This window comes from Periweissella cryptocerci (genome assembly GCF_004358325.1).
Lineage (GTDB): Bacteria > Bacillota > Bacilli > Lactobacillales > Lactobacillaceae > Periweissella > Periweissella cryptocerci.
Genome location: NZ_CP037940.1, coordinates 1,051,359 through 1,072,057, shown reverse-complemented (window position 1 = coordinate 1,072,057; position 20,699 = coordinate 1,051,359). Strand labels below are relative to the sequence as shown.

Sequence of the window (20,699 nt, the reverse complement as noted above, 5' to 3'; positions counted from 1 at the left end):
GTTATGGAGGAGTCCGACATGGGCGCGCCAATTTATTTACAGATTCACAACGAATTAAAACGCCAGATTGAACAAGGCAAATATAAAGTTGGCGATAAAATTCCGGCTGAACGTGAGTTAGCGTTGGAATTTGATGTCAGCCGGATGACTTTGCGTCAAGCCGTGCAAACTTTGGCGGAAGAAGGTATCTTGGAACGGCGGATTGGGGATGGAACATATGTTGCTAACCAAAAAGTTCAAGAAAAGATGTCAGGTATCACTAGTTTTACGGAATTGATGGCGGCTCAAGGCAAGATTGCTAGTAGTAAAGTGGTGTCATATCACTTAACCCAAGCTTCAATGAGCGAAGCCGAACAGCTTAAAATAGCTGAAGGTGATCAAGTTCTGCGAATGGAACGGATTCGATTTGGTAATGATGAACCAATTTCATTGGAAACCGCGACCATTCCAGGTGCGATTTTGACGCATTTGACGAAAGACGAAATCACGAAAAGTTTCTACAGTGCCTTGGAAAGTCACGGCTTTGTGATTGGGCATGCCCAACAAACGGTGACGGCCCAGTTGGCAACCGAAAAAGTCGCTGAACACTTGAAAGTGAAACGCGGTGATGCGATTTTGCACTTGCGCCAATTGTCATTTTTAGAAGATAGCACACCATTTGAATACGTCCGTACGCAATATGTGGGCGCACGGTTTGAATTTTATCTGGAAAAATAAATACAATTAAAAAACGTTCATCAGCCGCTTGGGTTAATGAACGTTTTTTGCTGTTTATTTGTGTGAAGCACGTTTGGCGAAGAAGTCACCTGTAAATTGAATTACGAAGATGAAAATCAAAATCAAAAGTGTTGCGACTAAAGTGATGTCGTTTTGGAAACGAGCATAACCGATTGAAACGGCAGTGTTACCTAAACCACCAGAACCAATCGCACCAGCCATGGCAGTTAAACCAACCAAACTAATCAAGGTTACAGTTGATACTCGAATTAAGTCGGCAAGACCTTCGCGGAGATAAACCTTGAAGATGATTTCGCTATTAGTGGCACCAAATGATTGGGACGCTTCAATAATTCCGCTATCAACTTCGACCAACGCATTTTGAACTTGACGCGCGTAGAAAGGGAAGACCCCAAGTGATAGTGGGACTAAAGCAGCAGTAGTACCAATCGTTGTCCCAACAATTGCATTAGTGAAAGGACTGATGAATGCTAATAAGATAATAAATGGAATTGCCCGAAAAATTGAAACAATCTTATCGAAAATCCAAAATACGACTTTATTGGCCATAATGCCGCGTTCATCAGATAACACCAAGCCAACCCCGAAGAACAAGCCAAGGATACCACCAAAAATTGCTGAACCAAAAGTCATGTAGAGCGTTTGCCAGATTGACGTGCCCCAGCCTTGATCAGTTGACCAACCAAGGGCAATGACATTGGGAAAATAATGTTGTAATAAATCCATCATTAGACGAGTTCTCCTTTCAATAAGGTTGTGGTAACGCCGCTTGCCTCAACTGATTTGAGGGCAGCTTTGATTGAAGCTGGGCGACCAGATAAGATCACAATCAAGTTACCAACAGGTGTTTCTTGGAGAATTTCCACGTTACCAAACAAAATGTTGGCACTAACTTCATAATCCTTAAACAATGATGAAATCAGTGGTTCATCAGTTGTATCACCAGCATAGGCAAACTTGACCAAAACGTCTGGAGCAGCGAGTTCTTGGACACTTGGTTGTTCTTGGACTTTGCGTAAACCTTCTTCGACTTGAGTTGCCGTGTCGATAAAGTCTTTAGTCAATTGCTTTTGGGGATTCGTGAACATTTCCAGTAAGCTACCGCGTTCAATAATTTCACCGTTTTCCATCACCGCAACTTTATTGGCAACTTCTTTCACGGCTTGCATTTCGTGGGTAATTAAAACAATGGTTAAACCTAATTCAATATTGAGTTTTTTCAACAAAGCTAAAATTGAATTAGTGGTTTTGGGATCAAGTGCTGAGGTTGCTTCATCAGAAATTAGAATTTCCGGGTCATTAGCTAACGCCCGCGCAATAGCGACCCGTTGTTTTTGACCACCAGATAATTGGCTTGGGTAGGCAGTAGCGCGGTCAGATAAGCCGACCAATTCAAGCAATGCCGCAACTTTTTCGCTTTTTTCGCTCCGTGATAAATCAGAGTGTGTGAGGGGGAATAAAACATTATCCGCCACAGTCCGTTCGTTCATCAAGTTAAAGTGTTGGAAAATCATCCCAATCTTCTTGCGCGCAATGCGTAAATCGTTTTTCGCGATGAAGCGTTCTCTATCATTAACATTTTCAGCGAGCGTTTGACCGTTCACGATGACCGTACCGTTAGTTGGTTGTTGCAGCAAGTTGATGACCCGTACGAGGGTTGATTTACCAGCACCGGAATAACCGACGATTCCGTAGATGTCACCAGGCAAAATATCGATTGAAACATCCTTAACGGCTTGAATTTCTTTGTTCTTTTGTTGGAACGTCACATCGATATTTTGGAGGCTGATAATGGGTTCAAGTGTATTTACCATTGATTGTTGCTCCTTTTTAATTAGTTATATGTGGATAAATGGCATGCCGCACCATGTAAATTTCCTAGGTACTCCGCTAGTTTGATGATACATAACTAAACTAGTGGATGGATTAGCGAAATGAACTGATTATTTCGTAAATATAGTCGATACCTTGTAAGTAGTCAACCTTACGAATGTTTTCGTTGGGCGCATGATCCAACGTATCCGGGTAGCCGATACCAAATGCCACGATGGGGGCGTTTAAATGTTCATGGAACATATCCATCGGACCAGTACCGGCGGAGGTTGGGGCTACTGCTAGTTTATCATTTCCGTAGACGTCTTTGGCAGTTTCGATAATATTTGCAATCATGGGATCACTCATATCAGAACGGTAGCCTTTTTCACCAAGCGTAAATTCAACAGCAATATCACCAAAACCGTGGTTAATCAGGTGGTAGTGAATTTTGCCGACAACATCGTGGGGATCCATGCCAGGGACCAAACGGACATCGAATTTGGCGATGGCATCTGCCGGTAAGATTGTTTTGACACCGTCCCCTTCGTAGCCTGAGTGGAACGCTTCAATATTGAGTGCTGGTTGAAATAACAATTCCCGATTTAAATCACGACCACTTAAATCAGTTAAGTAGGGGAGCTCTAAACCATAGGCTTTACGCAATAATTCAGTGTTGTCATCGAGGGCGTCCACTAATTCGAGTTCGCGGTCCGTTGGTTCGACAATATTATCGTAGAAACCAGCAACCGCAACACGGCCGTCAGCGTCACGCAGCGTCGCAATTGCTTGCGCTAAACGCCAAGTGGCACTATCGACAACAGCGGCTAAACTTGAGTGCAAGTCATGGTCAGCAGAATGCGCGGTGAAGTTGAAAGTGGCAACCCCCTTGTTACCACCGATTAATTCTAGTTTACCGGTCGCCGTTTTGGTGCCGGATTCCCACACAACTAGGTCATTGGCGAATTTGTCGGCGTATTTAGCTAAGTAGCTTTCTAAGTGTTCTGAGGCGACCTCTTCTTCACCTTCAACTAAAAATTTAATGTTAACCGGCAAGTTACCATGGTCAGATAAATACAAGCGTAGGGCGGTGAGGCGCGCGATTAAGTTACCTTTATCGTCATCGACCCCGCGGCCAATTAATTTATCATTTTCTTGTACCAAAGTGAATGGGTCGTGTTTCCACAGATTTAATGGTTCGGCTGCTTGTACATCGTAGTGATTGTAGAAAAGAATTGTTTTGGGATTTACAACGGTCGTCGCGGCTTTGAATTCGGCGAAAACGAGTGGACGGGGATTATCGGTTAAGATTTCCACGGTACCACCGATTTCGCGGAAACGGCGGGCTGTGAATTCAGCAGCTTCGATTAAGTAGGCGTCTTCTGTGTGTGCTGAGACGGATGGGATTTTGACATATTCGGCGAGTAAGCCGAGATAATTATCGATAATTTCTTGGTGGGTGGCACTAATTTGTTTTTCTGCGGTAACCATCTGTATTCCTGCCTTTCGTGGTAGTGATGCTATGTAAGAATGACACCTAACCAATTACTCAGTTAGATGCCATCTATCGGTTAATTACTTATTATATGTGAAAAATGTGAATTACTTCAATTTGATGTCCCAAGCTGGGATTTCAGTATCGCCGTAGTACTTCTTCAACAAGTCCTTAGTCTTTTGTGTTTGGTAAATCTTCACAATTTCCTTGTAAGTCTTGTTGTTGGCATTTTTCTTATCAGCAGCGATGATGTTAATCCATTGCTTAGAAGCTTTGTTAACTGGTTCTACGAAGACAGCCTTCGTTTTATCAAGCTTAGCATCTGAAGCAGTTGAGTCGTTAATAACAGCGGCTGCAGCTGACTTCAATTGACGAGCAGTTTGGGCAGCGTCAACTGGCACAATCTTCAAGTTCAATGGGTTTGAAGAAATGTCGTTTGGCGTTGGCAAAGCAGTATCCTTAACCTTGATCAAACCAGCAGTTGCTAAGAGGGTTAAAGCACGACCTTCGTTAGTTGGGTCATTAGGAATTACGATTTGGGCGTTCTTCTTGATGTCTGACAACTTAGTTACGCCAGTACCACCGTACAAACGAATTGGTGCTAAGAGGGTGTCACCGATTGAAACGATGTTACCCTTGTTAGCTTTGTTCCATTGATCCAAGAAGTATTGGTGTTGGAAGGCGTTCAAGTCGATTTGACCTGACTTCAAAGCTGCATTTGGTTGATCGTAGTCAGTGAAGTGAACTAACTTAATGTTGATGTCCTTCTTCTTGGCTTGTTCAATGATTGAGTTCCAGATACGGTCGTCAGTCCCAACAACCCCAACTTTAACCGTTTTGTCTGATGAACCTGACTTGGCGCCGCAAGCAGCAAGGGTAATAACTACGAACAGTGCGGCAATCGCGAGTAATACTTTCTTCATATGACTAAATCTCCTATTTTCTTTAAATCTATATAATGACGATAGCAAGGCGAACTAGGTGCGTTGAACGTTCCAGTAAATAATTACACGATTCATAGTTGGAATGCGCATTTCCGAATCAAATGTAATAAAAAAGCTCGCCCCTATGTTAAAAACATAGAAACGAGCTTCGTCGTGAACCATTCTACTTTGTCTGTTTGTTACCAAAAAGACCTCAATAACGGACAATATAATCCGTGTGCGATGATAATGGTCGCCAACCCATCATAAACTTATCAATTACTTGACTCATCTATGCCAATCACAGGCCATTTTCAAATGAGCAACTTAGACACTATCTCAGCAATTAGCGTTTTCTGTACAAAGTTGGTTCACTTTACTTTCCTGTTCAACTTGTTTAGTTCGTGTTGTAAATCTATGTCTTGTATATTAAATCATGGTGAGAAGTATGTCAACATATTCATTCAAATTAATTTTTTTCGGCTAATCCGGATTGTGGCTTTTGTGGTCAACTACGTGCCATGAAATTCTATTTTCGCACCCTGATGGAAGCCGAGCTTTTCTGAGCCTGTAGTCGCAGAAAGTCAGAGAAGCTGGAATTCTAAGGGATAAATCACAAAGAGTTCTCATCTTCTCTGAGTGACAGTAAACTGTTCCATTCACGGTGTTCAGACTGGTTCCAAACACGTAGTGGGAAGCAATCTGAGATACATATCCAAATTCCACGCTAGAAAAGTTTTAGCCAAAAATACCAGAAAATTAGAATTTTCGGTGAAACTAGACGATATCGTTTGAACTGCTTATCTACTTGTGTAAAAATGAATATATAAAGATTTATTACTATAATATTGTGATTCTGTTGGGTTTATATTTTGATGTTGTTTAATTTTATTTTGAATCATTATTCTAGCAATTTTGTCTAGCAACGTTGAATAGAATACTGTTTGAGTTAGCTAGTTTTACTTTAAATTAACGGAGTGGCTAGAAATTACTTTCAGCATGGTGCGCCAAGTGATTTCTAGGCATGTAGTGGCAAGTATCACAACAAAGCCAACGTATAAACTTAACAGAACGCATATTGCAATTATTGCGGAGGAAATAATCATGGATGTAGCACTTTCAGTTATTTCTTTAGCACGTTTCCAATTTGGGATGACAACAGTCTTTCACTTTTTGTTCATTCCATTATCAATCGGGCTTGGTTTAATCGTCGGTGTGATGGAAACCATGTACGTGGTAAAGAAAAATGAGTTGTACAAGCACATGGCGCAGTTCTGGGGCAAAATTTTCTTACTCAGTTTTGCGGTAGGTGTGGTTACTGGGATTATTCAGGAATTCCAATTTGGGATGAACTGGTCTGAATATTCTCGTTTCGTGGGTGACATTTTTGGTGCCCCATTAGCTATTGAAGCTTTGGTGGCCTTCTTCCTTGAATCAACTTTTATTGGTTTGTGGATGTTTGGCTGGGATCGCTTTAAGCCAGGTCTACACGTAGCGTTTATCTGGATTACAACTTTGGGTTCGTCACTGTCAGCCTTATGGATTTTGGCAGCGAACTCATTCATGCAAAATCCAGTTGGTTTTCTGTTGAAGAATGGTCGCGCACAATTGGTTGATTTTCCAGCATTGTTGAAGAATCATCAGTTATGGTTAGAATTTCCCCACGTCATGTTTGGTTCGTTCTTGACGGCTGGATTTGTTGTGGCGGGGATGTCTGGTTTTGCGTTGATGAAGAAGAAAAACGTTAAGTTCTTCCGAAAATCAATGCAAATCGGTTTGATTATTGGTTTAGTAGCCACATTCGGCATGTTGGCTACCGGTGACCGCCACTCATTGGCATTGGAAACTGACCAACCAATGAAGTTTGCGGCGACTGAAGGTTTGATGGAAGATTCTGGTGGTAAGAACAAGTCACAAGCTTGGGCTTTAGCCGGTCAATATGATGAGAAGAATCATACATCAGTCTGGGAAGTTGACGTTCCTTATGTTCTTTCACTTTTGGCCCACCACAAGTTAACTGGGTTTAACAAGGGTGAAAACACCGTCAACAAAGAATTACACGCGAAATACGATAAGAAATTTGGTAAGGATATGAATTACTATGTCCCAACTAATGCATTGTTCTTATCATTCCACGTGATGGCCATGGCGGCAGGTGTCTTCGGTATGGTAGCCGTTGTTGGGCTATGGTTTAGCCGTAAGAAATACACTGATGAGTGGCTCGTAAAGCAAAAATGGCTGTTATGGGTACTTGGTGTGGTAACGTTCTTACCATTCATTGCTAATACTGCTGGTTGGTTGATTACCGAACTTGGCCGTTACCCATGGGTTGTTTACGGTTACTTAACGATTGCGGATGCGGTATCGCCGAATGTTTCCGCTGGTTCAATGCTATTCTCTAACATTTTATTCTTTGTATCATTTGCAACACTTGGTGCCGTGATGGTCTACTTATCAGCCCGCGTTTTACGTGAAGGGCCTGATGACTTGATGATTGACGAAACACCAGTGACGGATCCTTTTGCAGAGGAGGCGTTTAAAAAATGACAACATTACAAATTTTATGGTTTGTCTTAATCGGCGTCCTGTTTGCCGGCTTTTTCTTCCTCGAAGGATTTGACTTTGGTGTGGGAATGGCGCTTAAGACATTAACTAAAAATAAAGCTGAACGTGACGCATTGGTCGCATCAATTGGACCGCACTGGGATGGTAATGAAGTTTGGTTAATCACCGCTGGTGGTGCCTTATTTGCTTCAATGCCTAACTGGTATGCTTCATTGTTCTCAGGTTTCTATATTCCGTTATTCTTAGTATTGCTTGCTTTAATTTTCCGGGGTGTATCATTTGAATTCCGGGCGATGATGAAGTTTGAAAAGAACCAAGGTATCTGGGAATGGGCAACGGCAATTGGTTCGTTTGTCGCTCCATTTATGCTTGGGATGATTTTTACCGCAATGGTTAAGGGCATGCCAATGGATGCGCAATACAATGTTCGCGGGCACTTCTTTGACTTTGTGAACATCTTTACCTTAGTTGGTGGGGTGGCAGTGGTCTTGATGAGCTATATTCACGGTTTGAACTTTATCCGGATTAAGACGATTGGTGATATTCGCCAACGTGCGGCTGATTGGGCACAGAAATTATACCTTGTATTGTTTGCTGGGGAAGTAGTTTTTGCAGTCCTAGTATACATTTACACCGATTTCTTTACTAAGAAACCAATTTTAACCATGTTGATTTTAGCTTTAATTGTCCTTTCTTCAGTAGTGTCATACCTAGCTACCTTGAAAGATAAGGAAGTGGTGAGTTTTGTGACTTCTGGTTTGAATTTAGTTGGTGTCGTTGCTTTGCTCTTTGTTGGTGTATTCCCACGAACGATGGTTGCAAACGACGCTGCGCATAGTTTGTTAATCCAGAATGCTTCATCATCACCATACACATTGAACTTGATGACTTGGATTACCGTCTTTGCTTTGCCAGTCGTTTTGGCATACCAAATCTGGAGTTTCTATGTTTTCCGTGAACGTTTAACGGTGGGCAAGAAATCAGGTCACTAACAATAGAATGGAGATTCATTTATGATTGATCGGCGTTTATTCAAATTGCCGGGAATTCGTAAAACACTTATGATGCTTGCAGCGCTCACCGTGTTGCAAGCATTTAGTGTATTATTCCAAGGTAAATTTTTAAGTGAAAGTATTGTTGTTTTATGGAAACAAAACCCTATGAATCAAGCGATTATTTTTATCGTAGGTTTCATTGTGGCCTTTGCGATTCGTCATATTCTGACGGTTTTAAAGAATTACGCAATGGGCAAATGGGTCGAAAAAACCACCCAAGATATGCGCCACAATTTGCTAGTTAAAATCAGTGAACTGGGACCCCAAGTTATTCAAAAAAAGGGGACCGGGAATGCGGTTACTTTGACCCTTGAGGGCATGGATAAAGTGCAATCGTACTTGATGTTAGTCATGATTAAGATGTTTGATATGTCAATTATTCCATGGATTTTATTGGTATATATGTTCACGATTTCTTGGCCCGAAGCGTTATTCTTGTTAGCGATTTATCCGGTCGTGATTTTGTTCATGATAATTTTAGGACTAGCCGCCCAAGCCAAGGCAGATAAAGAATATGCGAATTTTACCCGTTTGAGTAATCACTTTGTTGATGCTTTGCGGGGATTACCAACCTTGAAACAATTAGGTTTGAGTAAAAAATATGCGGATAACATCCATGAAGTTTCAGAAGATTATCGTAAGTCAGTGCTCTCAACACTGAAGATTGCCATTCTTTCAACGTTTACGTTGGACTTCTTTACGACGTTGTCGATTGCGGTTGTGGCCGTTTTCTTAGGGTTTAGTTTGCTTGACGGACATATGACCTTGCTGCCAGCCTTGACGATGTTAGTGTTGGCGCCAGAATATTTTTTACCATTACGGAACTTCGCTAATGACTACCACGCAACACTTGATGGTAAAAATGCGATGACTGATGTTTTGGAAGTTTTAGAAACACCAACGCCCCAAGCCGACAAAGACTTCAAATTAACAACGTGGACGCCCCAAGATTCGTTGAATTTTACGAATGTCCAGTTAACCTATCCCGATGGACAAGCACCGGCGTTAAATGCAATCAATTTTAGCGCGCATGGATATCAACGGATTGGTTTAGTTGGTAAATCAGGATCGGGTAAATCAACGTTGCTAGATTTAATCGGTGGTTTTCTCCAACCTGACGCGGATACAAACGGTACGATAAAGCTTGATGACTATCAGTTGGCACATTTGCAGCAGGCAGCGTGGCAACAACAGTTTCAATATATTCCACAAGCACCGTATTTATTCCACGCAACATTAGCTGAGAATATTAAATTTTACCAACCTAATGCTTCAATTGACGCGATTACGGCTGCGGTTGAACAAGCTGGGTTGACTGAGTTAGTGCAGGACTTGCCAGCTGGTTTGGATACGATGATTGGGGAAAGTGGGCAAGCGGTATCTGGTGGGCAAGCGCAACGGATTGCATTGGCACGGGCATTTTTGAGCCCCGACCGCCATGTGTTGCTGTTCGATGAACCAACCGCCCACTTGGATATTGAAACAGAAATTAATTTGAAAAAGGCGATGCTGCCATTGCTCGAAAATCACTTGGTCTTTTTTGCCACGCACCGTTTACACTGGTTAAACGAAATGGATTATGTCCTCGTAATGGACAATGGTCAAATTGTTGAACAGGGCACACCAACTGAATTATTAGCACAAAATGGCGCCTATGTAGCATTACGCCAAGAAATGGGTGAGTTAGGAGGATTAGATTAATGCATGATATTATTGATACCTTTGCTCATGACTCATGGGTTTTGCCGTATTTGAAGCGCTATAAAGGACTGCTTTTGCTAGTCATTTTCCTAGGCTTTATGACCTTCTTCTGCGGCTCAGCACTAATGTTTACGTCGGGTTATTTGATTTCACGGGCGGCGCAACGACCAGAAAACATCTTGCTAATCTATGTACCAATTGTATTGACGCGGGCGTTTGGGATTGGCCGGCCAGCATTCCGGTATGCCCAACGCTTGACTTCACATAATTGGGTGTTGCGAATTGTTTCAGATTTTCGTAAAAAGTTGTACCTTGCTGTTGAAAAAACGGCGGTCACAATTCGGCAAGAACGGCAAACTGGTGATATTTTAGCCGTGTTAGCTGATGATATTGAACACATCGAAAACTTGTACTTACGAACGATTTTTCCAGTTATTATTGGTTGGCTACTCTATATCGTCGTCACGGTCGCAATTGGTGGTTTCAACTGGGCCTTTGGGTTGCTGATGTTCCTGTTGTTTGGGATGATAACAATCGTGATTCCGCTGATTTCAGTCGCTGTGAATGGCGCCCGTGTGTATAAAACCCGCGAAATTCAACATGATTTTTACGTCGGTTTGACGGATTCAGTGTTAGGTTTAGCGGACTGGGTGATTGCGGGACGCCAAAAAGACTTAGTTGCCAATCAAGATCAACCAATTGAAGCGCAAGTACGGCTCCGGCGCCAAGATCACCACTTTACTTGGTGGCGCGACTTTACCACACAGATGTTTGTCGGGATTATTACGATTGTGATGTTAGTTTTTGCGGATGTCGAATTCGGTGGCTCAGATAAATTGGTTAACTGGATTGCGGCCTTTACGCTCGCTATTTTTCCAACGATTGATGCCTTCCAAGGAATTGCGCAGGGCTTTACCGAATGGCCGAGTCACCAAGCGTCAATTCGGCGGGTCAATGATTTTGACCATAATGAAAAAACGGCTTCGGCGGTACCACAAGTTGAAGTCGTACCAAATGATTTTACCGCGTTAAACATTAACGATGTGACTTTCCAATATGAAAATGGGAAGGCACCGGCGGTTAGTCATTTGAACTTACAAATTAAAAAAGGTGAGAAGTTGGCGATATTGGGTCCTTCTGGGGCAGGTAAGTCGACCCTCCTGAAATTATTATTGGGGGATTTGACGGCAACTGACGGCCAAATTTTAGTTAATGATATTGATGTGGCTGCTTTACAAACGCATCGGGCTGAATTATTCGGGGTGCTTGACCAACAACCGTACTTATTCAATTCAACGGTTATGAACAATGTGCGCCTAGGTAATTTGGCAGCGACAGATGAACAAGTTATCGCCGCGGTTGAGGCCGTCGGTTTGGGTGAGTTGGTGGCTGGTTTGCCAGATGGGTACCAAACTGCAATGTCAGAAGGTGGTAACCGCTTCTCGGGTGGTGAACGGCAACGCTTTGCTTTAGCTCGTATCTTGCTACAAGACGCCCCCATCATCATTTTGGACGAACCCACAGTGAGCTTGGATCCAATTACAGAGGCCGCCATCTTGGCAACAATCTTTAAATTGTTTAAAGATAAGACCATCATCTGGGTCACACACCACTTAATGGGTGTAAAATACGTAGACCAAGTTCGTTTTATTGAAAATGGCCAATTTGAAATGGTTGGCAGTCCTGCGGAATTGTATCAAACTGAGCCACGCTTTAAGAAGCTGCTTGATTTGGATCGCGGGTTAACGACTGAGTAGGGCGTATTAAGAGGTCTGAGTAATTTAAGGAGGAATAACAAGCATGGTAGCTAAGAAAAAGCGCCGAAAAAAACGGCGCAATCGCCAATGGTTGAAAAACTTTTTTGTTAAAAATGGTCATTTGCGACGCTTCAACACTTTCTTAGTTGCGGTTTTGATATTTGCCTTAGCAGTGTTTATTTCCGATTTAAGCAGTCAACCTGCGCCGCCAACAAAAACGGCAAGTGAGCTGCAATATGAACGCCGGATGAATTGGTTAAACTCAATGGCGCCATATGCTCAGGAGTTGCAACAAAAGTATGGTATATTAGCAAGTATCTCATTAGCCCAAGCGGCGCATGAGTCAAATTGGAACAACAGCGAATTATCGTCAAAATACCATAATTTCTATGGGGTCAAAGCGGGGCCAACACAAAAATCGGTTAAAATGCCCACTGCGGAATTTGAAAATAATCAATGGGTGACTGTTCAAGCGCCATTTCGTGTTTATGATAGTTGGCAGCAATCAATGCTGGATCATACACTTTTGATGACGCGGGGCACGCTTGAAAATCCTCAACGTTACTATTATGTCTTACATGCGAAAAACTACGTGGATGCGGCTAACGCCCTAGTGAAGGCTGGTTATGCCACGGACCCTGAGTATGCAAGTCGGATAATTAATATTATAAAAACTTACCGCTTGGATCGTTTCGATACTAGTCGATAGGACAGTGTTTTAGGCGGTGACGAATTGATGGCACGGACAAAGTATTTTTAGGTCGTGCTGATTCGCAGACACTAACACGTTAAAGGAGGCCGGTGATGGCAACACAATTTTATCCAGGACAAACACTAGGTATCATTGGGGAAGGAATTAATGGCCCCATGCTTGCGCAAACTGCCCGGCAAATGGGTTTTCGCGTTGCAGCGTATAGCCCTGAAGCACAATCAGAAATTCTGCACTTAGCCGATTTACGGTTTACGGGGAATTTTTATAATTGGGAACAGCTGCGGGCATTTGCGGAAAGTGTTGATTTTGTTACGTACGAAAGTCAAGATGTTCCTAGCGAGACGCTCTCGTTTTTGCAACAGTACACAAACTTACCACAAGGTACTGAAGCGCTTGATATCACGATGGATCGCCTGATGGAACGGACTTTGTTGGAAGAAAATAACATCAACGTTTTACCATATTCATCAGCGATTGACTTAGATGATGTGGTGACGTCGGCGGTTCGATTAGGCTATCCAGTGGCGTTAAAGCCCATTCAGAAGACTTTTGATCATGGTCGCGAACGCGTGATTGAAGGACCAGCATCGATTGGCCGGGTGGCGGATTTGATTGACACTGGAACGTTCATCGTCGAGTCTTGGCTACACAATATTCGTGAATTTTCCGTCGTGGCTGCAAAAGGAATTGACGGTAAAATTCAAATGTTTCCGATTGTGGAAAACATTTTCAAGAATAAGCAATTGATCGAAACGATGACTCCAGTTAAATTGGCTGACGAAGTTGAATTTGAAATGCAACGGGTCGCTGAAGTGTTAGGGAATGTTTTGAACTATCGCGGTGCTTACGAAGTTGATTTCTACCTCACGGAAAGTGGTAACTTGATTACCAAACGGATGGTTGCAACTTTGAGCCGCCCAAGCGCAATCTTTACCCAAGTGACGAACTTATCAGTGTATGAACAACACATCCGTGCAATTGCGGGATTGCCATTATCATTGGTAACGGCATCATCACCCGCTGTGCTAGTACCGTTCAATGAGATTGATGACGACACGTTACGGACACAATGGCTAATTAAGGATAACTGGCACTTTACGTTCTACCATAATGCCGGCCATTCATTACAAACTGCTAAAGGGCACTTTGTTGCGACTGGAACGGATCTGCGTTCATTACTTGAACAAATTGATGCAACTGGGATTATTGGGAAGAAAACTGATTAAAATATACTGAAAAACAGTGTCCAACCTTAATTGGTTGAGCACTGTTTTTTTGCTCAATTCTGTCTGACGTGGGATTGAATAAAATTGGCCACTATGTGTCTGGAAATTACTTGGCGCACCACGCTGGAAGCGGCCTCCCAAGCCAAAGTGCGGTCTTGGTCGGTTCGGATAAGCTGGGAGTCTAAGGAATAAATTCCTAAGACTCCTCATCTTACCCTCAGCGGAAATATGTGCTGCACACATATTCCCCCAGTCGCGGTGTAAAGGCTACGCCCGCCAAGCAATTTCCAGCCACTCCGTTAGTTATAATGCTCCAACTAGTGAAAAGAGTTAACAACCACAGACCTCAATAGTATGGAAAAAGCACTGATAATGGAGCCTCAGTAATTCGATACCTGAAAAGTACAGAAATGACAATTCCACGCTGGAATAAATAGAAACAAGAAAGATTGAAGTTAAAAGGCTGTCATATCAACGTTTTTGTAAATGTGAATGGCAGCCTTTTTTGTGGTTTTGGGTTATGGCTTGTCCGGTGTTAATGTTAAATTATATAAAGGGACGATAGATAACTATGTTAGAAAATGAACTGGCACCTTTATACAATGAATTGAGTAACGAAGTAATTATTACGATTCCTAAGGATTGGACAGAAGTACATTATTTAGGTGAGGTAGAATCACAGGAGAAGAGTACAGCTTCCATTTTTTACTTTAAAGAAAAGAATGGAAATAATAATTTCATTCGTTCAAATGATATTCCTGACATTTATAACGTTTCAGAAGCGGAATATGATAAACATATAGACAATATGGATACTATAATAGTGAAGATGTATCGTGAGTTCATTGATAATAAGCAAGCTCCGTGGGATCAAATAAAAATGTCGTTAACCCCAGACGGGAAATTTAATGTTGATTTTATTTACGGTGCTTTGCAAAATATGGAGACACGGTTGATGAATTTGTAAAATGAAAGCGTGTAAACACCATGCTCACCCATAATAAGGAGTAAAAATGCAGGCAAATGATTTTAAAAAGTTAATTCAGGAAGATTTTGACGAAGCAATTGAGATTGCGATAAAGATGGATAATGTTGAATTAATTGAAATGCTCAATAAGTCAGTTGATCTGGACAACTCGGTTTCAATGTTATTTTTTGTGGAAGAATTAATTGAGAAAAAAGAAACAGCTGAATTACATGCCGCGGCAATGGGAATTGTCACATTTTCGTTATCTGAAGAAAGTGGGGCATATCAAGTTGGATTAAGGCATATTCGAAAAGCAATTGCATTAGAGCCTAATAATTTACACTACAAAGAAGATCTATTGTATTTTTATGAATTGCCCGAAATGTTAGTATCACTTAATGAAGCAACCGCAGTCGCACGTGAAGTAATTCAAGGTAACCCGAACAATAAAACCGCAGGGGCGTTGATTAAATATGCAGATTCTGGGGAAAAAGGTGATACTGAAACAAATGGTAAAAAAAGTAAGTTCTTTGGTTTATTCTAAATTTAACTAATGTAGAATAAAGTTACAATTAACAGTTGGTTAGGGGCTTTTATGATTGAATTAAAAGATTTTAAAAAAGAGTCTGATGTTCCCAAGGAGACGATTGAAAAATATCGGAATATTTTACCTTTTGAATTAATTGAAGTGTGGGAAAATTATGGTTTTGGGAGTTTTTATAGTGGTTACCTCAAAACTGTTAATCCGGATGAGTACACGGATGTATTAGATGAAGCTGCACCTTTTTTTAGTAAAGGGAATGTGATATTTACTACGGGGCTAGCAGATGTGATAACGTGGGAAGAGCCACAAGCAGCAGAAGCTAATGGTTACGCATATTTAGTGATGTTTCGAAATGGAGAGTTCAAAGGATTAGCCACGCGTAATTTGGAATTCTTTTTTGAAGATATTATCAATGAGGACGTATTTCAACGCAATGAGGAGTTACTAGCTACGCCGTACTTTGAAGCAGTCAAACAACAAGGTGAACCAGCCTACGATGAAGCATTTGGGTATACTCCGTTATTAGTTTTAGGTGGACATGATAGCATTGAGTCATTACAAAAAGTTGACCTAATGGCGCATATCGCACTGATTTCAGCATTTCATGGTGGACCTGTGTTTGATACCGATGAACCTAGTACGGATGAATTGGAAGTAGACAATCAGCCAATCGAACATAAGGTTGATTCTGAACCTAAGAAAAAGAAATTCTTTGGTTTGTTTTAAGTTCGACGGAGAAAAATAATGAGTTTACAAGAATATACAAGTGCGAAAAAAAAACTTGATACACATTCGGAAGGATTTTTCACGTTTATAACACAATCAGAAGAACTACTTAGAAAGGCTGAGAAAGCATTACATCTAAATTTCCCACCTGATTATAGACAATTTACGCTTGATTTTGGTACGGCTGTCATTGAAGGCATTGAAATTTATGGATTAACTACAGACAATTTCATTGACGCGGGTGTACCTAACGTTGTTTGGTTTACGTTAAATGAACGCCTGGAATCTCAAATACGAGGTGATTTACTTCCAATTCACGATACTACCATGGGTGAATACTATGCACTTGATTTTTCTAAATTGAATACTTTCGGAGAACCAAAAGTTGTTGTATGCCTACCAGATTTGGATGATTCAGAGCAGTCATATCCAATAGTTGCTGAAAACTTTGGTGCATTTCTTTTAGATTTAGCTGAAGATCTTGAAGCATAAAATTTTACTTAGAGTTTAAATAATTCGGCGCTACTGGTAATGGCACGCATATTACTAAAGCAATTGATAGGGAATAAGTTATTGAACTAATGCAAATCATTAACAATTAAACAGAAATGAGGTTTCTTCATAGCAGTGTAAAAAAATATGGCTAGTGGAATCTTCGCGAATTTTAATTTGATTTTGGAGAAAATTAATATGGACTCACTATTTATATATTTAGATGATTTGTTTTATTATTTTGTGCAGAAAAGACAAAATAAATTTTTTGCAATGCTGTCATTTTTGCTGTATCTACTTGACGTAGTATTAGCGTTAACGCTCGTTATATTTGGTTGCGTACTTGTATATGCAATGATAATCAATCAAAAGGTGAATTCGTGGGTTGTTGCCACTGTGGTAATACTTGTAGCTGCGGGACTGATTCTTGGGTGGCGAATTCCAAAATGGTCAAAAATGCTTTTTAGTGCAAAAGAGTAATATTTTAAGAGCACTAATTGAATGGTCAGTACCGATAAAATGAAAAAAGCACCCGTAATTATCCTACTCATTGTGAGTGAAATAATTACGGGTGCTTTTCGATGTATATTCGTTACAAATTAACGGATGTTATCAATCACTTGGGGACCTTCTTCGCGGCCAACGATGACGGTGTTAACAAGGTCTAAGAAGAAACCTTGTTCAACTACACCAACCATTTGGATCAATTCTTTTTCCAAATCGTGAGGGTCTTCGATAGCGTCTAAGTGCAAGTCAATCACGTAGTTTTTTGAATCAGTTAAGACGATTTCACCATCGCGCTTACGGAGTTCAGGCTTCAAGCCCATCTTGTCCAACTTCTTGATAAGTTGACCGGAACCATAAGGGATAACTTCCAATGGCAATGGGAACTTACCAAGGGTATCAACCATCTTAGAAGCGTCAACAATCCACATGTTTTTAGTTGAGTTAATTGCGACAATTTTTTCCCAAAGGTGAGCGGCACCGCCACCCTTAATACCTTGGAAGTTATTATCGATTTCGTCGGCACCATCAATCGTTAAATCGATGTGATCAACTTCATCAATGCCTTTAACGGTGATGCCAAGTGACAAGGCTTGTTCACGCGTACGGTCAGAGGTTGGAACACCAACAATCTTCAAGCCTTCGTTTTGGACGCGTTCGCCCAAGGCATCGACTAAGAACTTAACCGTTGAGCCAGTTCCTAAACCAACGGTCATACCGTCTTCGACAAATTCAGCGGCCTTATAGCCGACTTGTTTCTTTAATTCATTTTGATCCATGATTAGATAACTCCTTTGGGGTAATTAAATGATTGTTTAAATAATATCATAAAACGTTTTACTTGGGGCTGTTCACGCATTATTTAATGTAAAAATTTTTATGCATGAACTTCCAATTTTTGATATTTGGGGTTCGTGAAAAAGGCTTTGCGCGCGTATGAACAAACGGGTTTTAATGTTTTGCCTTGGGCGGTTGCCAGTTCAACGACTTTAGCTAACATTTGACCGGCCACGCCTTGTCCCCGTAAGTCAGGATTGACGTAAGTGTGATCAATTGACCAAGTTTGCCCGTCGTTGATGGCTGGAAAAAGGATTTCCGCCATTAATGTGCCATCGGCAGCAGTGTTTGATAAACGGCCTGGTTCGATAATAAATTCCATGATGATGCACCTCGTAGTTTCTTTCAATATAATAATCATAGTGGTTGATTTTCGTTTAATATTGGTTCGGTACTGTATAAATACATTATATCGGAAAAATATGTTTTTACTTTGAATTAAGGTCATTATCATTTTTGAGCAAGATATTGTTATAATGAATTATTAAACTCGCAAAATAAAATGGAATCTTTGAAGGAGTACAAAATGACACGTGGATTTGAAGTAGTAAGTAAATATCAAGCACTAGATTTGCCAAGTCGCGCAACGACTCGCGCCGCAGGTTATGATTTTCAAGCGGCAGTCGACTTTAAGTTGCCTTCAATTTGGAAACTTGGTTTTCTCAAAGTCCTCTGGGCATTAAAACATGAAAATGAAGTCGACGCTGATGATTTGGTAAAAGCACAAAAAATTATTAAGCCCTTATTGATTCCAACGGGGATTAAAGCTTATATGGACGAAAATGAATACTTGATGATTGCGAACCGCTCAAGTAACCCATTGAAACGCAGCTTAATCTTACCAAATGGGGTGGGAATTATTGATGCGGACTACTACAATAATTCGAGCAACGAAGGTGAAATCTTTGTGCAAATGATTAACTGGGGTTTGACCGATATTACCGTAAAAAAGGGCGAACGGATTGGTCAAGGAATCTTCATGCCATTCTTGCTAGCCGACGGTGATGCTGATACGGCCAAGCAAGAGCGGACAAGTGGTTTTGGCTCAACGGGGATTAACTAGCCACACACGTTAAGGGGATTAAAATGGCAAAAGTAAAAACACAATTTATTTGTTCTAACTGTGGCTACAACTCACCTAAGTATCTAGGACGGTGTCCTAACTGTGGTGAATGGGGCACGTTAGTTGAAGAAAAAATTCAACCAGATGTAGTTGATCGTAAGAGCCGGGTTAGTTTGACTGGCCAATTAGCCAAAGTTGAAAAAATTGACAAAGTCGCAGTGCAAGATCAACCACGGGTAAAAGTTGAACTTGGGGAACTTAACCGCGTCTTAGGCGGTGGGGTTGTTCCTGGTTCAATGATTTTAATCGGTGGTGATCCTGGGATTGGTAAATCAACTTTGCTACTACAAGTATCTGGGCAACTAGCAAAAACTGGTGGGTTGGTCCTGTATGTTTCTGGTGAAGAAAGTGCCGTCCAAATCAAGATGCGCGCTGATCGCTTAGGCGTTGGTGGTACTGATTTCTACTTGTACCCAGAAACGGATATGAGTTTAATCCGGAAGCAAATTGAAGAATTAAAACCAGATTACGTAATAATTGATTCCGTCCAAACCATGCAAGAACCAGATATTACTTCTGCGGTCGGTTCCGTATCACAAATTCGTGAAGTAACCGCGGAATTATTACAGATTGCCAAGACGAATGGGATTACAATTTTCATTGTCGGGCACGTGACCAAGGACGGCGCAATTGCGGGTCCTAAAATGCTCGAACACATGGTGGACACGGTGCTGTATTTTGAAGGTGACATGCACCACTCGTACCGGATTTTACGGGCAGTCAAAAATCGGTTTGGCTCGACAAATGAACTTGGGATTTTTGAGATGAAAACGAATGGGCTGAACGAAGTTGATAACCCATCAGAAATCTTCTTGGAAGAACGAATTGATGGGGCAACTGGTTCGGCAATCGTGGTTTCAATGGAAGGAACACGGCCAATTTTAGTTGAAATGCAGGCACTGATTACGCCGTCGGTATTTGGTAATGCTCAGCGGACGGCGTCAGGACTTGATCGTAATCGGGTATCGTTAATTATGGCGGTCCTCGAAAAACGTGCGAACATGCTACTGCAAAACCAAGATGCGTATTTGAAAGCAGCTGGTGGTGTAAAACTGGATGAACCCGCCATTGATTTGGCGATTGCTGTGGCCGTGGCCTCATCATATCGTGATAAGGAAACGAAGATGGGGGATGCGTTCATCGGTGAAATTGGTTTAACAGGTGAAATTCGCCGCGTTAGTCGTATCGAAGAACGGGTCGCAGAAGCCGAAAAACTAGGCTTCAAACGCGTGTTCATTCCTGAAAACAATCTGAAGGGCTGGAATCCCAAAGGCAAAATTCAAGTCGTTGGGGTCGCAACAATCAGTGAAGCATTACGGCGCGCCTTTGATGAAGATGGCAATGATTACAAAGCTAGAAACAAAACGAACCCATATCGGATTAGCCAAGAAAACGAGTAATTCTAGTAGTTACGCTAGGTTGAATTTTTAATCTAGTTAGAGGATAAGGAATTATCCACACAAACCTTAATAGAGTAAAAGTAGAATGAATTTATTAAGATTATCCAAAATGAGTCAAAAAG

At 41.4% G+C, this 20,699-nt stretch carries 20 protein-coding genes; 14 read left to right on the top strand and 6 right to left on the bottom strand.

The window, feature by feature from the left end; all coding sequences use genetic code 11:
- The first annotated feature begins 18 nt into the window (after positions 1 to 18).
- Positions 19 to 717, top strand: coding sequence for a GntR family transcriptional regulator (locus tag EQG49_RS04905; RefSeq protein ID WP_133362930.1), 699 nt, complete (start codon positions 19 to 21; stop codon positions 715 to 717).
- A gap of 54 nt (positions 718 to 771) precedes the next feature.
- On the opposite strand, the gene EQG49_RS04900 is transcribed toward EQG49_RS04905, so the two are convergent.
- From EQG49_RS04900 to EQG49_RS04885, 4 genes are all read right to left on the bottom strand, one after another.
- The gene (locus tag EQG49_RS04900) at positions 772 to 1,467 is read right to left on the bottom strand and encodes a methionine ABC transporter permease (protein WP_133362929.1); all 696 of its coding nucleotides are present in this window, start codon (positions 1,465 to 1,467) and stop codon (positions 772 to 774) included.
- On the bottom strand, positions 1,467 to 2,552 hold the full coding sequence (locus EQG49_RS04895; RefSeq protein WP_133362928.1) for a methionine ABC transporter ATP-binding protein: 1,086 nt from the start codon (positions 2,550 to 2,552) through the stop codon (positions 1,467 to 1,469). Before EQG49_RS04895 ends, EQG49_RS04900 begins: the two co-directional genes overlap by 1 nt.
- Before the next feature lie 112 nt (positions 2,553 to 2,664).
- Entirely contained in the window at positions 2,665 to 4,041 is a 1,377-nt protein-coding gene (locus EQG49_RS04890) for a M20/M25/M40 family metallo-hydrolase (protein WP_133362927.1), read from the bottom strand.
- Between the two features lie 111 nt (positions 4,042 to 4,152).
- Positions 4,153 to 4,968 carry a MetQ/NlpA family ABC transporter substrate-binding protein gene (locus tag EQG49_RS04885; RefSeq protein ID WP_133362926.1) on the bottom strand — a complete coding sequence of 272 codons (816 nt, stop codon included), beginning with the start codon at positions 4,966 to 4,968 and terminating at the stop codon, positions 4,153 to 4,155.
- 1,104 nt (positions 4,969 to 6,072) lie between these two features.
- Here EQG49_RS04885 and EQG49_RS04880 point away from each other — a divergent pair.
- The 11 genes from EQG49_RS04880 (at position 6,073) to EQG49_RS04830 (ending at position 17,193) form a co-directional block, all read left to right on the top strand.
- Positions 6,073 to 7,515, top strand: coding sequence for a cytochrome ubiquinol oxidase subunit I (locus EQG49_RS04880; protein WP_133362925.1), 1,443 nt, complete (start codon positions 6,073 to 6,075; stop codon positions 7,513 to 7,515).
- Positions 7,512 to 8,525: a cytochrome d ubiquinol oxidase subunit II gene (cydB, locus tag EQG49_RS04875; protein WP_133362924.1), complete on the top strand. Its 1,014-nt coding sequence runs from the start codon at positions 7,512 to 7,514 to the stop codon at positions 8,523 to 8,525. Before EQG49_RS04880 ends, cydB begins: the two co-directional genes overlap by 4 nt.
- 21 nt (positions 8,526 to 8,546) lie before the next feature.
- Positions 8,547 to 10,289 (top strand): thiol reductant ABC exporter subunit CydD, encoded by a 1,743-nt coding sequence (gene cydD, locus EQG49_RS04870; RefSeq protein ID WP_133362923.1) that lies wholly within the window; start codon positions 8,547 to 8,549, stop codon positions 10,287 to 10,289.
- Entirely contained in the window at positions 10,289 to 12,046 is a 1,758-nt protein-coding gene (cydC, locus tag EQG49_RS04865) for a thiol reductant ABC exporter subunit CydC (RefSeq protein WP_133362922.1), read from the top strand. Before cydD ends, cydC begins: the two co-directional genes overlap by 1 nt.
- 43 nt (positions 12,047 to 12,089) lie before the next feature.
- Positions 12,090 to 12,755: a glycoside hydrolase family 73 protein gene (locus tag EQG49_RS04860; protein ID WP_133362921.1), complete on the top strand. Its 666-nt coding sequence runs from the start codon at positions 12,090 to 12,092 to the stop codon at positions 12,753 to 12,755.
- Positions 12,756 to 12,850: 95 nt separating this feature from the next.
- Complete coding sequence (locus tag EQG49_RS04855) at positions 12,851 to 13,984, top strand: ATP-grasp domain-containing protein (protein ID WP_133362920.1); 1,134 nt, start codon at positions 12,851 to 12,853, stop codon at positions 13,982 to 13,984.
- A gap of 571 nt (positions 13,985 to 14,555) precedes the next feature.
- Entirely contained in the window at positions 14,556 to 14,951 is a 396-nt protein-coding gene (locus EQG49_RS04850) for an immunity protein YezG family protein (RefSeq protein WP_133362919.1), read from the top strand.
- A 46-nt stretch (positions 14,952 to 14,997) separates the two neighbouring features.
- Positions 14,998 to 15,495: a hypothetical protein gene (locus EQG49_RS04845; RefSeq protein WP_133362918.1), complete on the top strand. Its 498-nt coding sequence runs from the start codon at positions 14,998 to 15,000 to the stop codon at positions 15,493 to 15,495.
- Between the two features lie 51 nt (positions 15,496 to 15,546).
- A complete protein-coding gene (locus EQG49_RS04840; RefSeq protein ID WP_207668559.1) occupies positions 15,547 to 16,221 on the top strand; it encodes a T6SS immunity protein Tdi1 domain-containing protein in 675 nt (224 codons plus the stop codon).
- Between the two features lie 18 nt (positions 16,222 to 16,239).
- Positions 16,240 to 16,713, top strand: coding sequence for an SMI1/KNR4 family protein (locus EQG49_RS04835; protein WP_133362917.1), 474 nt, complete (start codon positions 16,240 to 16,242; stop codon positions 16,711 to 16,713).
- 198 nt (positions 16,714 to 16,911) lie between these two features.
- Positions 16,912 to 17,193 carry a hypothetical protein gene (locus EQG49_RS04830; protein WP_133362916.1) on the top strand — a complete coding sequence of 94 codons (282 nt, stop codon included), beginning with the start codon at positions 16,912 to 16,914 and terminating at the stop codon, positions 17,191 to 17,193.
- 119 nt (positions 17,194 to 17,312) lie between these two features.
- Here the strand turns inward: EQG49_RS04830 and rpiA are convergent, their stop codons facing one another.
- Together rpiA and EQG49_RS04820 are read right to left on the bottom strand one after the other, a co-directional pair.
- Positions 17,313 to 17,996, bottom strand: a complete 684-nt coding sequence (gene rpiA / locus EQG49_RS04825) for a ribose-5-phosphate isomerase RpiA (protein WP_133362915.1) — start codon at positions 17,994 to 17,996, stop codon at positions 17,313 to 17,315.
- A 98-nt stretch (positions 17,997 to 18,094) separates the two neighbouring features.
- Complete coding sequence (locus tag EQG49_RS04820; RefSeq protein WP_133362914.1) at positions 18,095 to 18,376, bottom strand: GNAT family N-acetyltransferase; 282 nt, start codon at positions 18,374 to 18,376, stop codon at positions 18,095 to 18,097.
- A 204-nt stretch (positions 18,377 to 18,580) separates the two neighbouring features.
- Between EQG49_RS04820 and EQG49_RS04815 the strand changes: the two genes are divergently transcribed.
- Both EQG49_RS04815 and radA read left to right on the top strand, forming a co-directional pair.
- A complete protein-coding gene (locus EQG49_RS04815) occupies positions 18,581 to 19,117 on the top strand; it encodes a dCTP deaminase/dUTPase family protein (RefSeq protein WP_133362913.1) in 537 nt (178 codons plus the stop codon).
- Positions 19,118 to 19,140: 23 nt separating this feature from the next.
- Positions 19,141 to 20,577 carry a DNA repair protein RadA gene (gene radA, locus EQG49_RS04810; protein WP_133362912.1) on the top strand — a complete coding sequence of 479 codons (1,437 nt, stop codon included), beginning with the start codon at positions 19,141 to 19,143 and terminating at the stop codon, positions 20,575 to 20,577.
- Positions 20,578 to 20,699: the final 122 nt, after the last annotated feature.